Annotated in this window: 15 protein-coding genes; 10 read left to right on the forward strand and 5 right to left on the reverse strand. The window is 56.5% G+C overall.

Annotated features, from left to right (window positions below; genetic code table 11):
- Positions 1 to 58 precede the first annotated feature (58 nt).
- The 6 genes from murC (at position 59) to lpxC (ending at position 6,787) form a co-directional block, all read left to right on the forward strand.
- Positions 59 to 1,531 carry a UDP-N-acetylmuramate--L-alanine ligase gene (murC, locus tag EGK14_RS10235; RefSeq protein ID WP_125288996.1) on the forward strand — a complete coding sequence of 491 codons (1,473 nt, stop codon included), beginning with the start codon at positions 59 to 61 and terminating at the stop codon, positions 1,529 to 1,531.
- On the forward strand, positions 1,524 to 2,444 hold the full coding sequence (locus EGK14_RS10240; RefSeq protein WP_125288997.1) for a D-alanine--D-alanine ligase: 921 nt from the start codon (positions 1,524 to 1,526) through the stop codon (positions 2,442 to 2,444). The genes murC and EGK14_RS10240 overlap by 8 nt, the downstream gene beginning before the upstream one ends.
- Before the next feature lies 1 nt (position 2,445).
- Positions 2,446 to 3,285 (forward strand): cell division protein FtsQ, encoded by an 840-nt coding sequence (ftsQ, locus tag EGK14_RS10245; RefSeq protein WP_125288998.1) that lies wholly within the window; start codon positions 2,446 to 2,448, stop codon positions 3,283 to 3,285.
- The gene (gene ftsA, locus EGK14_RS10250) at positions 3,282 to 4,538 is read left to right on the forward strand and encodes a cell division protein FtsA (RefSeq protein WP_125288999.1); all 1,257 of its coding nucleotides are present in this window, start codon (positions 3,282 to 3,284) and stop codon (positions 4,536 to 4,538) included. Before ftsQ ends, ftsA begins: the two co-directional genes overlap by 4 nt.
- A gap of 72 nt (positions 4,539 to 4,610) precedes the next feature.
- Positions 4,611 to 5,768, forward strand: coding sequence for a cell division protein FtsZ (gene ftsZ / locus EGK14_RS10255; RefSeq protein ID WP_125289000.1), 1,158 nt, complete (start codon positions 4,611 to 4,613; stop codon positions 5,766 to 5,768).
- A gap of 101 nt (positions 5,769 to 5,869) precedes the next feature.
- Positions 5,870 to 6,787, forward strand: coding sequence for a UDP-3-O-acyl-N-acetylglucosamine deacetylase (gene lpxC, locus EGK14_RS10260; RefSeq protein ID WP_125289001.1), 918 nt, complete (start codon positions 5,870 to 5,872; stop codon positions 6,785 to 6,787).
- 3 nt (positions 6,788 to 6,790) lie between these two features.
- On the opposite strand, the gene EGK14_RS10265 is transcribed toward lpxC, so the two are convergent.
- Complete coding sequence (locus EGK14_RS10265) at positions 6,791 to 7,303, reverse strand: DUF721 domain-containing protein (RefSeq protein ID WP_125289002.1); 513 nt, start codon at positions 7,301 to 7,303, stop codon at positions 6,791 to 6,793.
- A 21-nt stretch (positions 7,304 to 7,324) separates the two neighbouring features.
- On the opposite strand from EGK14_RS10265, the gene secM reads away from it, so the two are divergent.
- Positions 7,325 to 7,804, forward strand: a complete 480-nt coding sequence (gene secM, locus EGK14_RS10270) for a secA translation cis-regulator SecM (RefSeq protein WP_125289003.1) — start codon at positions 7,325 to 7,327, stop codon at positions 7,802 to 7,804.
- 70 nt (positions 7,805 to 7,874) lie between these two features.
- Positions 7,875 to 10,580 (forward strand): preprotein translocase subunit SecA, encoded by a 2,706-nt coding sequence (secA, locus tag EGK14_RS10275; RefSeq protein WP_125289004.1) that lies wholly within the window; start codon positions 7,875 to 7,877, stop codon positions 10,578 to 10,580.
- 353 nt (positions 10,581 to 10,933) lie between these two features.
- Here secA and EGK14_RS10280 read toward each other — a convergent pair whose 3' ends face one another.
- The gene (locus EGK14_RS10280; RefSeq protein ID WP_158616043.1) at positions 10,934 to 11,404 is read right to left on the reverse strand and encodes an A24 family peptidase; all 471 of its coding nucleotides are present in this window, start codon (positions 11,402 to 11,404) and stop codon (positions 10,934 to 10,936) included.
- Positions 11,405 to 11,717: 313 nt separating this feature from the next.
- Here EGK14_RS10280 and mutT point away from each other — a divergent pair, with 313 nt between their 5' ends.
- Positions 11,718 to 12,113: an 8-oxo-dGTP diphosphatase MutT gene (gene mutT, locus EGK14_RS10285; RefSeq protein WP_125289006.1), complete on the forward strand. Its 396-nt coding sequence runs from the start codon at positions 11,718 to 11,720 to the stop codon at positions 12,111 to 12,113.
- A gap of 139 nt (positions 12,114 to 12,252) precedes the next feature.
- Here the strand turns inward: mutT and yacG are convergent, their stop codons facing one another.
- Genes yacG through coaE form a run of 3 tightly spaced genes read right to left on the reverse strand, consistent with a single transcriptional unit; the run spans position 12,253 to position 13,826 of the window.
- On the reverse strand, positions 12,253 to 12,456 hold the full coding sequence (gene yacG / locus EGK14_RS10290; protein ID WP_125289007.1) for a DNA gyrase inhibitor YacG: 204 nt from the start codon (positions 12,454 to 12,456) through the stop codon (positions 12,253 to 12,255).
- Between the two features lie 11 nt (positions 12,457 to 12,467).
- Positions 12,468 to 13,211, reverse strand: coding sequence for a cell division protein ZapD (gene zapD / locus EGK14_RS10295; protein ID WP_125289008.1), 744 nt, complete (start codon positions 13,209 to 13,211; stop codon positions 12,468 to 12,470).
- 3 nt (positions 13,212 to 13,214) lie between these two features.
- On the reverse strand, positions 13,215 to 13,826 hold the full coding sequence (gene coaE, locus EGK14_RS10300; RefSeq protein WP_125289009.1) for a dephospho-CoA kinase: 612 nt from the start codon (positions 13,824 to 13,826) through the stop codon (positions 13,215 to 13,217).
- 235 nt (positions 13,827 to 14,061) lie between these two features.
- On the opposite strand from coaE, the gene EGK14_RS10305 reads away from it, so the two are divergent.
- Complete coding sequence (locus tag EGK14_RS10305; RefSeq protein ID WP_125289010.1) at positions 14,062 to 15,102, forward strand: GMP reductase; 1,041 nt, start codon at positions 14,062 to 14,064, stop codon at positions 15,100 to 15,102.
- Positions 15,103 to 15,170 lie beyond the last annotated feature (68 nt).

Genomic DNA, 15,170 nt, shown 5'->3' on the forward strand with positions numbered 1-15,170 from the left:
CACAGGACGAGACTTGTCCCGGAACAGGGTGCCAGCAGGTACCGACAGGCAGAAAGAGATGAATACACAACAACTGGCAAAACTGCGTTCTATCGTGCCCGAGATGCGTCGCGTCCGGCACATTCACTTTGTTGGCATCGGTGGTGCCGGCATGGGCGGTATTGCCGAAGTGTTGGCCAATGAAGGCTATGAAATCAGCGGCTCCGATCTGGCGCCGAATGCGGTCACGCAGCATTTGAGCGCGCTGGGTGCGACCATCTATTTTAACCATCGCCCTGAAAACGTCAGCGATGCCAGCGTGGTGGTGGTATCCACCGCGGTATCGCAGGATAACCCGGAACTCATCGCGGCGCGTGAAGCCCGCATTCCGGTGATCCGTCGGGCGGAAATGCTGGCCGAGCTGATGCGATTCCGTCACGGCATTGCCGTCGCCGGAACGCACGGAAAAACCACGACCACGGCCATGGTATCCAGCATTTATGCAGAAGGCGGTCTGGATCCGACCTTCGTTAACGGCGGCCTGGTTAAGGCGGCAGGCACCCATGCGCGCCTGGGCAGCAGCCGCTATCTGATTGCGGAAGCGGATGAAAGCGATGCGTCCTTCCTGCACCTTCAGCCAATGGTGGCTATCGTCACCAATATCGAAGCTGACCACATGGATACCTATCAGGGCGATTTTGAGAACCTGAAACAGACCTTTATCAATTTTCTGCACAACCTGCCGTTCTATGGCCGCGCGGTGCTCTGCGTGGATGACGCGGTGATCCGCGATCTGATCCCGCGCGTAGGCCGTCAGATCACCACTTACGGCTTTAGCGAAGATGCCGACGTGCGTATCGCCAGCTACGAGCAGCACGGCGCGCAGGGCCACTTCACGCTGGCCCGCCACGACAGGCCGCTGATGCAGGTGACGCTGAATGCGCCTGGCCGCCATAACGCGCTGAACGCCGCCGCTGCGGTAGCCGTCGCGACGGAAGAGGGCATTGACGATGCAGAAATCCTGAGCGCGCTGGAAAGCTTCCAGGGCACCGGTCGTCGCTTCGATTTCCTGGGCGAGTATCCGTTACAGGAAGTGAACGGCATTCAGGGCACCGCGATGCTGGTTGATGACTATGGCCATCATCCCACGGAAGTTGACGCAACGATCAAAGCGGCCCGAGCGGGCTGGCCGGACAAGCAGCTGGTGATGGTCTTCCAGCCGCACCGCTACACGCGTACCCGCGATCTCTATGACGATTTCGCGAACGTGCTGTCTCAGGTAGATGTGCTGCTGATGCTGGACGTTTACTCCGCTGGCGAAACGCCGATCCCCGGCGCCGACAGCCGCTCGCTGTGCCGCACCATCCGTGGGCGTGGCAAAGTCGATCCTATCCTGGTCTCGGACCATGACGCCGTGCTGGAAATGCTGGCGCCGAAGCTGTCCGGCAATGATTTAATTCTGGTGCAGGGCGCGGGCAACGTTGGCCGCATCGCCCGTACGCTTGCTGAAAATAAGTTACAACCGCAGAAAGAAGGTAAACATCATGGCTGAAAAAGTAGCGGTATTGCTGGGTGGCACTTCTGCGGAACGCGACGTTTCCCTGATGTCGGGTAACGCCGTGGTGAGCGGACTGCTTGAAGCGGGCATTGATGCGCATGCTGTTGATATCCGCGATTTTCCGGTAACGCGTCTGAAAGAAGAAGGCTTCGATAAAGCGTTTATCGCGCTGCACGGTCGCGGTGGCGAAGACGGTACGTTGCAGGGGCTGTTGGAGTTCCTCGCTATTCCCTATACCGGCAGCGGTGTGATGGCCTCCGCCATTACTATGGATAAGCTGCGTACCAAGTGCCTTTGGCAGGGCTGCGGCCTGCCGGTATCGCCTTATGTGTCGATTACCCGTAAAGAGATGGATGCCGGCCTTAGCGACGAGATGCGCGCCCGTATTGCCGCCCTTGGCCTGCCGGTTTTCGTTAAGCCCAGCAGCGAAGGCTCCAGCGTTGGCATCAGCCGCGTTAATGAAGCTGATTCGCTTCAGGCCGCGCTGACTGAAGCTTTCCGTCACGATGACGACGTGCTGGTAGAAGCGTTCCTGAGCGGCCCGGAATACACCGTAGCGGTGATCGGCGACGACATTCTGCCTTCAATCCGCATCCAGGTGGCTTCTGAGTTCTATGACTATGAAGCAAAATATTTTTCTGACGAAACGCAGTACTTCTGTCCAAGCGGTTTATCGGCTGAACGGGAAGCGGAACTGAGCGAGATCGTTATTAAAGCCTGGCGTGCGCTGGGCTGTAGCGGCTGGGGACGCGTCGATCTGATGATGGGCGGCGACGGCCAGTTTTACCTGCTGGAGGTGAATACCTCGCCCGGTATGACCAGCCACAGCCTGGTGCCAATGGCCGCTAAGCAGGCCGGCATGAGCTTTTCTCAGCTGGTAGCCCGCATTCTGGAACTGGCGGACTGATATGTCCCAGGCTGCTCTGAATGTTCGCAATCGCGAGGCGCAGGAAAAAGCGCGCACCGGCCGCAGCAACGGCTCGCGGCTCGCCGGCATTCTTTTTCTGTTGATAGTGCTTGGCGTGATGTCGGCAGGCGGTTACGTAGTGGTACGCTGGATGAACGACGCGTCCCGGCTGCCGCTGTCGAGGCTGGTGGTGACGGGGCAAATGCACTACACCACCAACGACGATATTCGCCAGGCGATCCTGTCGCTGGGGGAGCCTGGCACTTTTATGTCGCAGGATGTGGATGTGATCCAGCAGCAGATTGAACGGCTGCCCTGGATCCAACAGGTCAGCGTGCGTAAGCAGTGGCCGGACGAATTAAAGATTCATCTGGTTGAATATGTGCCCGTTGCCCGCTGGAATGACCTGCATCTGGTTGATGCAGGAGGAAAATCGTTCAGCGTGCCGGCTAATCACCTCGGCAAAGAGAAGATGGTGATGCTTTACGGGCCGGAAGGCAGCGAATCCGAAGTGCTGGCAGGCTACCATCAGATGGAGGCTATGCTGGCAGCCGGAAAATTTAAGCTGAAGGCGGCGTCAATGACGGCGCGGCGTTCATGGCAGCTGGTGCTGGATGACGATACGCGTCTGGAACTGGGACGCAACGAGGATATGAAGAGGCTGAAACGCTTCATTCAGCTCTGGCCGACGCTCCAGCAGCAGGCGCAAGCGGAAAATAAGCGCATCGGTTATGTGGACCTGCGATACGACTCTGGCGCGGCAGTAGGCTGGGCACCGCCACTTATTCAGACCACTGACGGTAATAAGCAACAGAATCAGGCACAGGTTAAACAACAATGATCAAGGCGACGGACAGAAAACTGGTAGTTGGACTGGAAATCGGCACCGCGAAGGTCGCCGCTTTGGTAGGGGAAGTTTTGCCCGATGGTATGGTCAATATCATCGGGGTGGGTAGCTGTCCTTCTCGCGGTATGGATAAAGGCGGCGTCAACGACCTGGAGTCGGTCGTCAAGTGCGTACAGCGTGCGATTGACCAGGCCGAATTAATGGCGGACTGCCAGATTTCGTCGGTTTATCTGGCGCTGTCGGGAAAACACATCAGCTGTCAGAACGAAATAGGGATGGTTCCTATTTCAGAAGAGGAAGTGACCCAGGAAGATGTGGAAAACGTGGTGCACACCGCGAAATCCGTGCGTGTTCGTGACGAACACCGGATTTTGCACGTTATTCCGCAAGAATATGCGATCGATTATCAGGAAGGGATCAAAAATCCGGTAGGCTTATCGGGCGTGCGTATGCAGGCGAAAGTCCATTTGATCACCTGCCATAACGATATGGCGAAAAACATCGTTAAAGCGGTTGAACGATGCGGCCTGAAAGTTGACCAACTGATTTTCGCCGGTCTGGCCTCGAGTTTCGCCGTGCTGACCGAAGATGAACGCGAGCTGGGCGTTTGCGTTGTGGACGTCGGCGGCGGCACAATGGATATCGCGGTCTATACTGGCGGGGCGCTGCGCCACACCAAGGTTATTCCGTATGCGGGCAACGTGGTGACCAGCGACATCGCCTATGCGTTCGGCACGCCGCCGACCGATGCGGAAGCCATTAAGGTGCGTCACGGCTGCGCGCTCGGCTCCATTGTCGGCAAAGATGAAAACGTCGAGGTGCCCAGCGTGGGCGGACGGCCGCCGCGCAGCCTGCAGCGCCAGACGCTGGCAGAGGTCATTGAGCCGCGCTATACCGAGCTGCTGAACCTGGTCAACGACGAGATTTTACAGCTGCAGGAGCAGCTGCGTCAGCAGGGCGTCAAGCATCACCTGGCCGCAGGCATCGTCCTGACCGGCGGCGCGGCGCAGATTGAAGGCCTGGCGGCCTGCGCGCAGCGTGTGTTCCATACGCAGGTACGCATCGGCCAGCCGCTGAATATCACCGGCTTAACAGATTATGCGCAGGAGCCTTACTACTCGACTGCTGTCGGGCTGCTGCACTACGGAAAAGAGTCTCATCTTAACGGTGAGGCGGATGTGGAAAAAAGAGCGTCAGTGGGCAACTGGTTCAAGCGAATCAACAGCTGGCTGAAAAAAGAGTTTTAATTTAGAGAAAAGGAGATCATGCTAGGCTTATTTTATGATCTCCAGGCGACAGGCACATAACGGAGAGAAATTATGTTTGAACCTATGGAATTAACCAATGACGCGGTGATTAAAGTCATCGGCGTCGGCGGCGGCGGCGGTAACGCTGTAGAGCATATGGTGCGTGAGCGCATCGAAGGCGTAGAATTCTTTGCCGTTAACACCGACGCTCAGGCGTTGCGCAAAACGGCAGTAGGCCAGACCATCCAAATCGGTAACGGGATTACCAAGGGTCTGGGTGCCGGGGCAAACCCGGAAGTAGGACGCAATTCAGCGGAAGAAGATCGTGAAGCATTACGTCAGGCGCTGGAAGGCGCGGACATGGTGTTTATCGCCGCAGGTATGGGCGGCGGCACCGGTACCGGCGCAGCGCCGGTCGTGGCCGAAGTAGCCAAAGATTTAGGTATCCTGACCGTGGCCGTCGTGACCAAGCCTTTCAATTTTGAAGGCAAGAAGCGTATGGCTTTCGCGGAGCAGGGTATTGCCGAGCTCTCCAAGCATGTCGATTCTCTGATTACTATTCCAAACGACAAGCTGCTGAAAGTGCTGGGTCGCGGTATCTCTCTGCTGGACGCGTTCGGCGCGGCTAACGACGTGCTGAAAGGCGCGGTACAGGGCATTGCCGAACTGATTACCCGTCCGGGCCTGATGAACGTCGACTTTGCCGACGTGCGCACGGTGATGTCCGAAATGGGCTACGCAATGATGGGTTCCGGCGTGGCTTGCGGCGAAGACCGTGCGGAAGAAGCGGCCGAAATGGCGATCTCCAGCCCGCTGCTGGAAGATATCGACCTTTCCGGCGCGCGCGGCGTACTGGTCAACATCACGGCTGGTTTCGACCTGCGTCTGGACGAATTTGAAACCGTGGGTAACACTATCCGCGCCTTCGCTTCCGACAACGCGACCGTGGTTATCGGTACCTCGCTGGATCCGGAAATGAACGACGAGCTACGTGTGACCGTGGTCGCAACCGGCATCGGCATGGACAAACGTCCGGAGATCACGCTGGTGACCAACAAGCAGGCACAGACTCAGCCTGTCATGGATCATCGTTATCAGCAGCACGGCATGGCGCCGCTGCCTCAGGAGCAAAAGCCTGCGGCGAAAGTCGTCAACGAGCCCGGCACGCAAACCAACAAAGAGCCTGACTATCTGGATATTCCGGCCTTCCTGCGTAAGCAGGCGGACTAAGAATTCCCTGAAGGTTGGGGTTCTCCGCTCTTTGTGTTAAAGTGTTCGCCCGTCAGTGATTTATACTGGCGGTCGGATGAGTAATTTTGCGAGATAATGCGATGATCAAACAACGGACATTAAAACGTATTGTTCAGGCGACTGGCGTCGGTTTGCATACCGGCAAGAAAGTCACTCTGACGCTACGCCCTGCGCCGGCTAACACCGGGGTCATCTATCGTCGCACTGACTTGAATCCACCGGTTGATTTCCCGGCTGATGCCAAATCCGTGCGTGATACCATGCTCTGTACCTGCCTGGTCAACGAGCATGACGTGCGTATATCCACGGTCGAGCACCTGAATGCGGCCCTTGCTGGCCTCGGCATTGATAATATCGTGGTGGAAGTTAACGCGCCTGAAATCCCTATTATGGATGGCAGCGCGGCGCCTTTTATTTATCTGCTGATGGACGCGGGTATTCAGGAGCTGAACTGCGCGAAAAAATTTGTGCGCATCAAACAGCCTGTCCGGGTTGAAGACGGCGACAAATGGGCTGAACTGGTCCCGCACAACGGCTTTAAGCTCGATTTCACCATCGACTTTAAGCACCCGGCTATTGACGCCAGCTCACAGCGCTACAGCATGGATTTTTCCGCTGAAGCCTTTGCCCGTCAAATCAGCCGCGCCCGTACGTTCGGCTTTATGCGCGACATCGAGGCGTTACAGTCTCGCGGTCTTTGCCTGGGCGGCAGCTTCGACTGCGCCATCGTGGTGGATGACTATCGCGTGCTGAACGAAGACGGCCTGCGTTTTGAGGACGAGTTCGTGCGTCACAAAATGCTGGATGCGATCGGCGACCTGTTTATGTGCGGACACAACATCATTGGCGCCTTTACCGCGTTCAAGGGTGGTCACGCGCTGAACAACAAGCTGCTGCAGGCCGTACTGGCGAAGCAGGAAGCCTGGGAATGGGCAACGTTTGAAGACGAAGCCGAACTGCCGGTGACCTTCCGTGCGCCAAACCTGGTGCTGGCTTAAGCACTATTTATGACGACTGGTTGAGCGGGTACTCTCTCCGGCCAGCAAGGCCAGTCGTTCTAATGTTTTCTTTAGTTTTTCCGGGCTACGGCTCGCGACTCCCCGTAAAATCTCCGCACTCTCTTCGCTAAGCTGACGTCCCAGATTATTCTCTTTTGCTGGCCGAACGCTGTTTTCCTGCGCGTTTTCCTGAGCTTTTGCCGCCATCGTTGGATTTATCCTGATGTCGATTGACGTCAATGATGGTAATATTTGCGCTCGTAAAGCTGACAGCAGGCTGGATTGTTCATAGCGTAAGCGCATCATCCAGCTGGCGTTAGCGGTTTCAAGCACCAGAACGCCCTGGCGAAAATTCGCCACGCGGCACCAGGGATGCAGCTGAGCCGGGATAATACCCTGCAACGCACGGTTCAGCTTATTCAGCGCAATAGCGCGTTGCTGAATGGATTGCAGCATACTCTGGCCTTCGGCAGCTTCGAAAAAACTTTCAATTGATTGCGGGCGACTATCGCGCATAGCAGGCTCCGGCGGAAAACAGTGGGTATTCTTAATTGTTGGCGACAATTTGGCAGACGTTACTTCTGGCCGCATCTCCTGTTGGGGATGGTCGCGGCGAGCTTTGGTCTGCCTCACGCCTCAGGTGATACCTTACCAGAAACTGCTTCCAGAAGCCTGAATATCAATAATAGCGTGCGTTTCGACAGCCTTGCGTTGTTAAACGCGCGTCGCGCCAGCTTCAACGTGGATTACTGGCATCAACACGCCATCCGCACCGTTATTCGCCATCTCTCTTTTACGCTGACGCCCGCTGCCGTTATTGAGCAGGCCACGCCGCTTGAAGTGCATCGGCTGGCGCTACTGGATACGCTAAATGCGCTACTCACGCATGAAGCCAGACCGCCCGCGATTGTTCGTCAGACCGCGCCGCAGCAAACAACCGACGCGCCTCGCTATCATACCGGCCTGTGGCTGGCCAGCGTGCAGGGCATTCGCGCCGGGCCTGCCTCTCTCGCATAAATCGACTATAGTTCCCCCATTAAAAGTTTAGTGATGCGCTGTAGAAGCAGTGGCTGAGAGAATATTGTTTATGTTAATCAAATTATTAACCAAGGTTTTTGGTAGCAGTAACGACCGTACGCTGCGCCGTATGCGCAAAGTGGTTGAGCAGATCAACAAGATGGAACCGGACTTCGAGAAGCTGTCCGATGATGAGCTGAAGGCGAAGACCGCCGAGTTCCGCGCGCGTCTGGAAAAAGGTGAAGTGCTGGAAAACCTGATCCCGGAAGCCTTTGCGACCGTACGCGAGGCCAGCAAGCGCGTCTTTAACATGCGTCACTTTGACGTGCAGCTGCTGGGCGGCATGGTACTGAACGATCGCTGCATCGCGGAAATGCGTACCGGTGAAGGTAAAACCCTGACCGCTACGCTGCCTGCCTACCTGAACGCCCTTAGCGGCAAAGGCGTGCACGTCGTCACGGTCAACGACTATCTGGCGCAGCGTGATGCGGAAAACAACCGCGCGCTGTTCGAGTTCCTGGGATTGAGCATCGGCATCAACCTGCCGGGAATGCCTGCCCCGGCCAAACGTGAAGCCTACGCTGCCGATATTACTTACGGCACCAACAACGAATATGGCTTTGACTATCTGCGCGATAACATGGCGTTCAGCCCTGAGGATCGCGTGCAGCGTAAGCTTAACTATGCGCTGGTGGATGAGGTCGACTCCATCCTGATCGACGAAGCACGTACGCCGCTGATTATCTCCGGTCCGGCGGAAGACAGCTCCGAACTCTATATCAAAGTTAACAAAATCATCCCTCACCTGATCCGTCAGGACAAAGAAGATTCCGACACCTTCCAGGGCGAAGGCGACTTTTCTGTGGATGAAAAAGGGCGCCAGGTGCATCTGACCGAGCGCGGCCTGATGAAGGTGGAAGAGCTGCTGGTCAGCGAAGGCATCATGGTAGAGGGCGAGTCGCTTTACTCGCCGGGCAACATCATGATGATGCACCACGTAACGGCGGCGCTGCGCGCCCATGCGCTCTTTACCCGCGACGTGGACTATATCGTGAAAGACGGCGAAGTGATTATCGTCGATGAACATACTGGTCGTACCATGCAGGGCCGTCGCTGGTCGGATGGTCTGCATCAGGCGGTAGAAGCGAAAGAAGGCGTGGAGATCCAGAACGAGAACCAGACGCTGGCTTCTATTACTTTCCAGAACTATTTCCGCCTTTACGACAAGCTGGCCGGTATGACCGGTACGGCAGATACCGAGGCTTTTGAATTCAGCTCTATCTACAAGCTGGAAACGATTGTAGTGCCGACCAACCGCCCAATGGTGCGTAAAGATCTGCCGGATCTGGTCTATATGACCGAGAAAGAGAAGATCGACGCGATCATTGAAGATATCCGCGAGCGTACCGCTAACGGCCAGCCGGTGCTGGTGGGAACGATCTCTATTGAGAAATCGGAAGTGGTGTCAGCCGAGCTGACCCGCGCAGGGATTAAACACGAGGTGCTGAACGCCAAATTCCACGCCCGTGAAGCGGATATCGTGGCGCAGGCTGGTCAGCCGGGCGCGGTTACCATCGCAACAAACATGGCGGGTCGCGGTACGGATATCGTGCTGGGCGGCAGCTGGCAGGCGGAAATCGCCGCGCTGGCCGATCCAACTCCTGAGCAGATTGAAGCGATCAAAAGCGCCTGGAAAGTACGTCACGATGCGGTACTGGCCTCCGGCGGTCTGCATATCATCGGCACCGAGCGTCATGAATCACGCCGTATCGATAACCAGCTGCGCGGCCGCTCCGGTCGTCAGGGCGATAATGGCTCCTCACGCTTCTATCTGTCGATGGAAGATGCGCTGATGCGTATTTTTGCCTCCGATCGCGTCTCTAACATGATGCGTAAACTGGGCATGAAGCCGGGCGAAGCAATTGAGCATCCGTGGGTGACCAAAGCTATCGCCAATGCACAGCGCAAAGTGGAAAGCCGCAACTTCGATATTCGTAAGCAGCTGCTGGAATATGATGACGTGGCTAACGATCAGCGTCGCGCTATCTACACCCAGCGTAACGAGCTGCTGGACGTTTCCGACGTATCGGAAACCATTGCCAGCATCCGTGAAGACGTGTTTAAAACCACGATCGATACCTACATTCCACCGCAGTCGCTGGAAGAAATGTGGGATGTGCCAGGCCTGCAGGAACGGCTGAAAAACGATTTCGACCTGGAGCTGCCAATTGCAGAGTGGCTGGACAAAGAGCCTGAACTGCATGAAGAGACGCTGCGCGAACGTATTATGACGCACGCCAAAGAGCAGTATCAGCGTAAAGAAGAAGTGGTCGGCATTGAGATGATGCGCAACTTTGAAAAAGGCGTGATGCTGCAAACGCTGGATTCGCTGTGGAAAGAGCATCTGGCTGCAATGGACTACCTGCGTCAGGGCATCCATTTGCGTGGCTATGCGCAGAAGGATCCTAAACAGGAGTACAAGCGCGAGTCTTTCGCCATGTTCGCCGCAATGCTGGAGTCGCTGAAGTATGAAGTGATCAGCACGCTGAGCAAGGTGCAGGTGCGGATGCCGGAAGAGGTTGAAGCGATGGAAGAGCAGCGTCGTGAGGAAGCCGAGCGTCTGGCGCAGCAGCAGCAGCTGAGCCATGTGGATACCGAAACGGAAGCGGCGATGGCGCTGGCTGAGCAGACCGGCGAGCGTAAAGTCGGGCGTAACGATCCTTGCCCTTGCGGCTCCGGTAAAAAATATAAGCAGTGTCACGGCCGCCTGGCCTAACGGGTATTGCTGACTACGCTTTAAAAAACCGGGGAATTCCCCGGTTTTTTTATGGCGGAGCAGGCAGGGACGTTTAAAACTCTTCTCCACAGCCACAGCCACAGCCACAGCCACAGCCACAGCCACAGCCACAGCCACAGCCGTTGCGAAAGCGAGGCAAAATATTAAGTTCGCCAAAGCGAACGTTTATTACTTCGCAATGCCGCAACGTCGCTACTTTGCAGCCATAATTTTCGTCAAAATGAGTCCTTCATGTATCGCAGCCTGCGTCGCGGACAGGAACCTGGCGCAGCCGCGTCGATGCCACAGCGGCGCTTAAGTAAAGCCTGCCGTCCGGGCCGGCCTCCTGGCCGTTATCCGTAGAGCCAGAGAAATATCGTCCAGCCTGCAAAGGCCAGCGCAGGCCCAAAGGGGAAAGGTACATTAAGCGGATGCCTGAACAGCAGCCACGCGGCAAACAGCGCGGCTGCGGTGATAAGCGTCGCCAGCAGCACGACCCAGGGCAGCCGCTCCAGGCCCGTCCAGGCGCCCAGCGCCGCCAGTAATTTGGCATCGCCCAGCCCCAGCCCCTCTTTGTTTCTCAGCAGCCAATAGCCGTGTGAGAGTAGCCAAAGCGTGCTGTAACCTGCTGCCGCGCCGTAAACGGCCTGCTCTGGCGACAGGCCCGGCAGCAATCCGAGCGTGCTGGCAAGCAGTCCAAGCCAGAGCAGCGGCAGCGTCAGCATATCCGGCAGCAGCAGCATACGGTAATCCACTACTGCCAGTACTAATAACGTCCAGCTTAGCAGCAGCGCCGGTAGCCACAGGCTCAGAGGCAGCTGCACTATGACGACTGCTGTCACTGCCAATAGCGCTGGCAGCATGATCATGTTTATCCGGTGGTTAAAGATGCGGCGCATATTTCTTTCCTCTTATCCGTGAGTCGGCAGACGTCGCCCTGCCTGTCTGTTTTGCTTAGGACAGGCTTCCCTGGAAAGAAATGTTACGCTTTGTTTTTACTGGCGTACCGATCTTCGGCCATTTTCATGCTGTTACATAGCTGATTTTCGTAACGGCCCGCAGTTTACAATCGGGCTTGCGATCGTGCCGCAACGCTGGAATAGTGGCGGCGTACTTCAGGCAATCCAGAGAACAGTTATGAAGCATTTGCAGGTGGCAGTAGGCATCATTCGTGACGGGCAGAAAAGAATATTTTTAACCCAGCGCTCCGCCAAATCCCATATGGCTAATCGATGGGAATTTCCTGGCGGGAAAATCGAAGCAGGCGAAACGCCGGAACAGGCGCTGAAGCGCGAGCTACAGGAAGAAACGGGCATCACTCCACTGGGCGCATCGGCCTGCGGTATGGCCAGCCATACGGACAGCGAGCTACAGGTCACACTGCATTTTTTTCTGGTCGAGGCCTGGCGGGGCGAACCGTGGGGACGTGAAGGGCAGCCGCAGCGCTGGGTCGCGCAGCAGGCGCTGGTGGCGGAAGAATTTCCTCCCGCCAATGCAGAACTGATAGCTCGCCTGCAGGCCGGGCTGATTTAGACGATATCGCCCGCCTGCAGGCCGGGCTGGTTCAGGCGATATCGTTCGGCTTCAGAGGGATTAACGAAGGCGATATTGCATAGCCGCTGGCTGAAAAGGGCCATATTCAGCCAGCGTTCATCTTCCTGACAGCAAGCTTTCAGTAGCGATCTTTCGGCTCTTCGCTCCATTCATCGCTGTCGGAAAGGCCGCCCTCGCTGGGGATTCGTTTCTCTTCGTTAGCCCATTCGCCCAAATCGATCAGCTGACAGCGCTTGCTGCAGAAGGGCCGCCATGGGCTTAGCTCATCCCAGATAACCTCTTTATTACAGGTTGGACAGTTTACGGTGATGACTTCATTCATTGATCGTTACCTCAGCAGCAGGCAAGTTGAAAATCGAGGCGCGCCGGCACCTCGCCGTGCTCGCTGTCAAGCGGCAGAAAGCGGATAGCATAGCGGCTTTTATGGCCGGAAACCTGCGGATAAAGCGAGTCCTCCAGCATCAGCTGCAGGCGCAGCAGATCGGCGCCTTCCGCGTTGTCCTGGTAAAATCCGTTCAGGCTGGTCTGATGGCGAAAAGCGCCCGACTGGCGAATTAAGTCTAAAATCAGCGTCAGCGCGTCGCGAATAGGCGCCAGCGAATTCATCCACAGCGCGACCTGACTGTCCCGTTTCTCCTGTTCTATATGCAGCCAGATATGCAGCGTAGGCAGGTCGAAACTGCAGCAGCCGCCGGGAATACTTAAGCGCTGACGGACCAGTCCGATCAACCGATCCTCCCGCATCATCTGTCCCATACGCGGGGCGGCCATAAGCGCAGTCGAACGCGTTTTCAGACTGTCGTGCAGCTTATGCACCAGATCCATGTCCACGCCCGGCACTTCCGCCCAGGAACGCAGCTTCTGCTGCTGCTTATCCAGCTCTTTGACAATTTCGGTGCGCAGTTCGCCGCGTTCAAATACATCCAGCAGCTCGGCCGCATTGCGGAAAAAAGTTAGCGCGCTGACTGAATCGACGATGGTGCGACTGCTGTCCAGTTGATTCATTAAAAATTCAATGCGCAGCCAGGTCCGCATTTTTTCATTTAGTGGGTACTCAAATAAAACCGTTGTGCTCATGCTTTAATCCTGATCTGTTGCTCCGGCAAGCTGGCGATAGCGCCGATCCAGCCGGGCAACTTTGGCGGCCACATCATCAGGTGTGCCGCCGTTATCGATAATGTCGTCGGCTACGGCAAGTCGCGCTTCACGCGTGGCCTGCGCAGCCAAAATATGTTCAGCCTGTTCACGGCTGATGTTGTCTCTGGTCATGGTACGCGCCAGCTGCGTTTCGCGATCGACATCCACTACCAGCACCCGATCGGCCAGCTGCTGCAGATTGTTTTCAACCAGTAAAGGAACGACCCACAGGCACCAGACGGAGCGGGTTAACGCCAGCTGGCGACGGGTCTCACAATGGATCAGCGGATGTAGAAGGGCGTTCAGCCAGGCTTTTTCCTGCGTGGAGCTGAAAATCCGCTTACGCAGCGCGGCGCGATCTAACGTGCCGTCCGGGCGAATGACCGCCGCGCCAAACCGCTCTTGTATCGCCTTCAGCGCGGGTTGACCGGGCTCTACGACCTGACGGGCAATAACATCGGCGTCAACGATATCCACGCCTCTGGCCGCGAAGGCGTTAGCGATAGTGGTTTTCCCGCTGCCGATACCGCCGGTCAGCGCAACAGTATAGCTCATAGTCCCGATTCTCACGGCTCCGATGTGGCCGCATCCGCGCCGGCCAGCATTGACGCGGCCGTTAAAAGTGGGGTGCAGATCACATAAGAGAATCACAGATAAATTTATGGGATTGTAGCCTAAATAAACCTGTTTTCGCAGTCTTGTCCGTGCGTTTTTAGCGCGTATGATAAGGCTACTGGAGCTGGCCGCAGCACCCAATCATCAGATTGCGCCATCAACCAGGAAGTGATTTATGCGTATTGAAGAAGATATTAAACTAGGCTTTAAAGATGTCCTGATCCGCCCCAAACGTTCCACGTTGAAGAGTCGTTCACAGGTTGATCTGAACCGTCAGTTCACCTTCAAACACTCCGGCGTCGCCTGGTCAGGCGTGCCGATCATTGCCGCCAATATGGATACCGTCGGTACCTTCAGCATGGCGGAAGCGCTGGCCTCATTCCAGGTCCTTACCGCCGTTCACAAGCATTATAGCGTGGCACAATGGCAGGCCTTTATCGCTCGCGTGCCGGAAAGCGTACTGCAACACGTGATGGTTTCCACCGGCACTTCCGATGCCGATTTCGTTAAAATGCAGCAGATCCTCGCACTGTCGCCCGCGTTAAATTTCATTTGTATTGACGTTGCTAACGGCTACTCCGAACACTTTGTCGAGTTTTTACAGCGTGCTCGCGAGGCCTGCCCGGATAAAACTATCTGTGCGGGTAACGTAGTGACGGGCGAAATGGTGGAGGAACTTATCCTTTCCGGTGCCGATATCGTGAAGGTGGGCATCGGCCCCGGCTCCGTCTGTACGACAAGGGTGAAAACTGGCGTAGGCTATCCGCAGCTTTCCGCTGTGATTGAATGTGCCGATGCGGCGCATGGGCTGGGCGGTCAAATTGTCAGCGACGGCGGCTGTTCGGTACCGGGCGACGTGGCGAAAGCCTTCGGCGGCGGCGCTGATTTTGTGATGCTTGGCGGGATGCTGGCCGCGCATGATGAATGCGAAGGCACGCTGGTGGAAGAGGATGGCGAGCAGTTCATGCTGTTTTACGGCATGAGTTCTGAATCTGCGATGAACCGTCACGTCGGCGGCGTGGCTGGCTACCGTGCCGCCGAAGGCAAAACCGTTAAGCTTCCCGTTCGCGGCCCGGTAGACAACACGGCGCGAGACATTCTTGGTGGCCTGCGCTCTGCCTGCACCTACGTTGGCGCTGAGCGGCTGAAAGAGCTGACCAAGCGCACGACCTTTATCCGCGTGGCGGAGCAGGAAAACCGGGTGTTCAATCGATAAGCAATATTGCCGATCGGCCTGCCGCTTGCGCTAAGCGGCAGGCTTTTCCGGCTATAGCTCCCGCGCTT

The sequence above is a fragment of the Erwinia sp. 198 genome, assembly GCF_003937915.1.
In the GTDB taxonomy this organism is placed as follows: domain Bacteria; phylum Pseudomonadota; class Gammaproteobacteria; order Enterobacterales; family Enterobacteriaceae; genus Erwinia; species Erwinia aeris.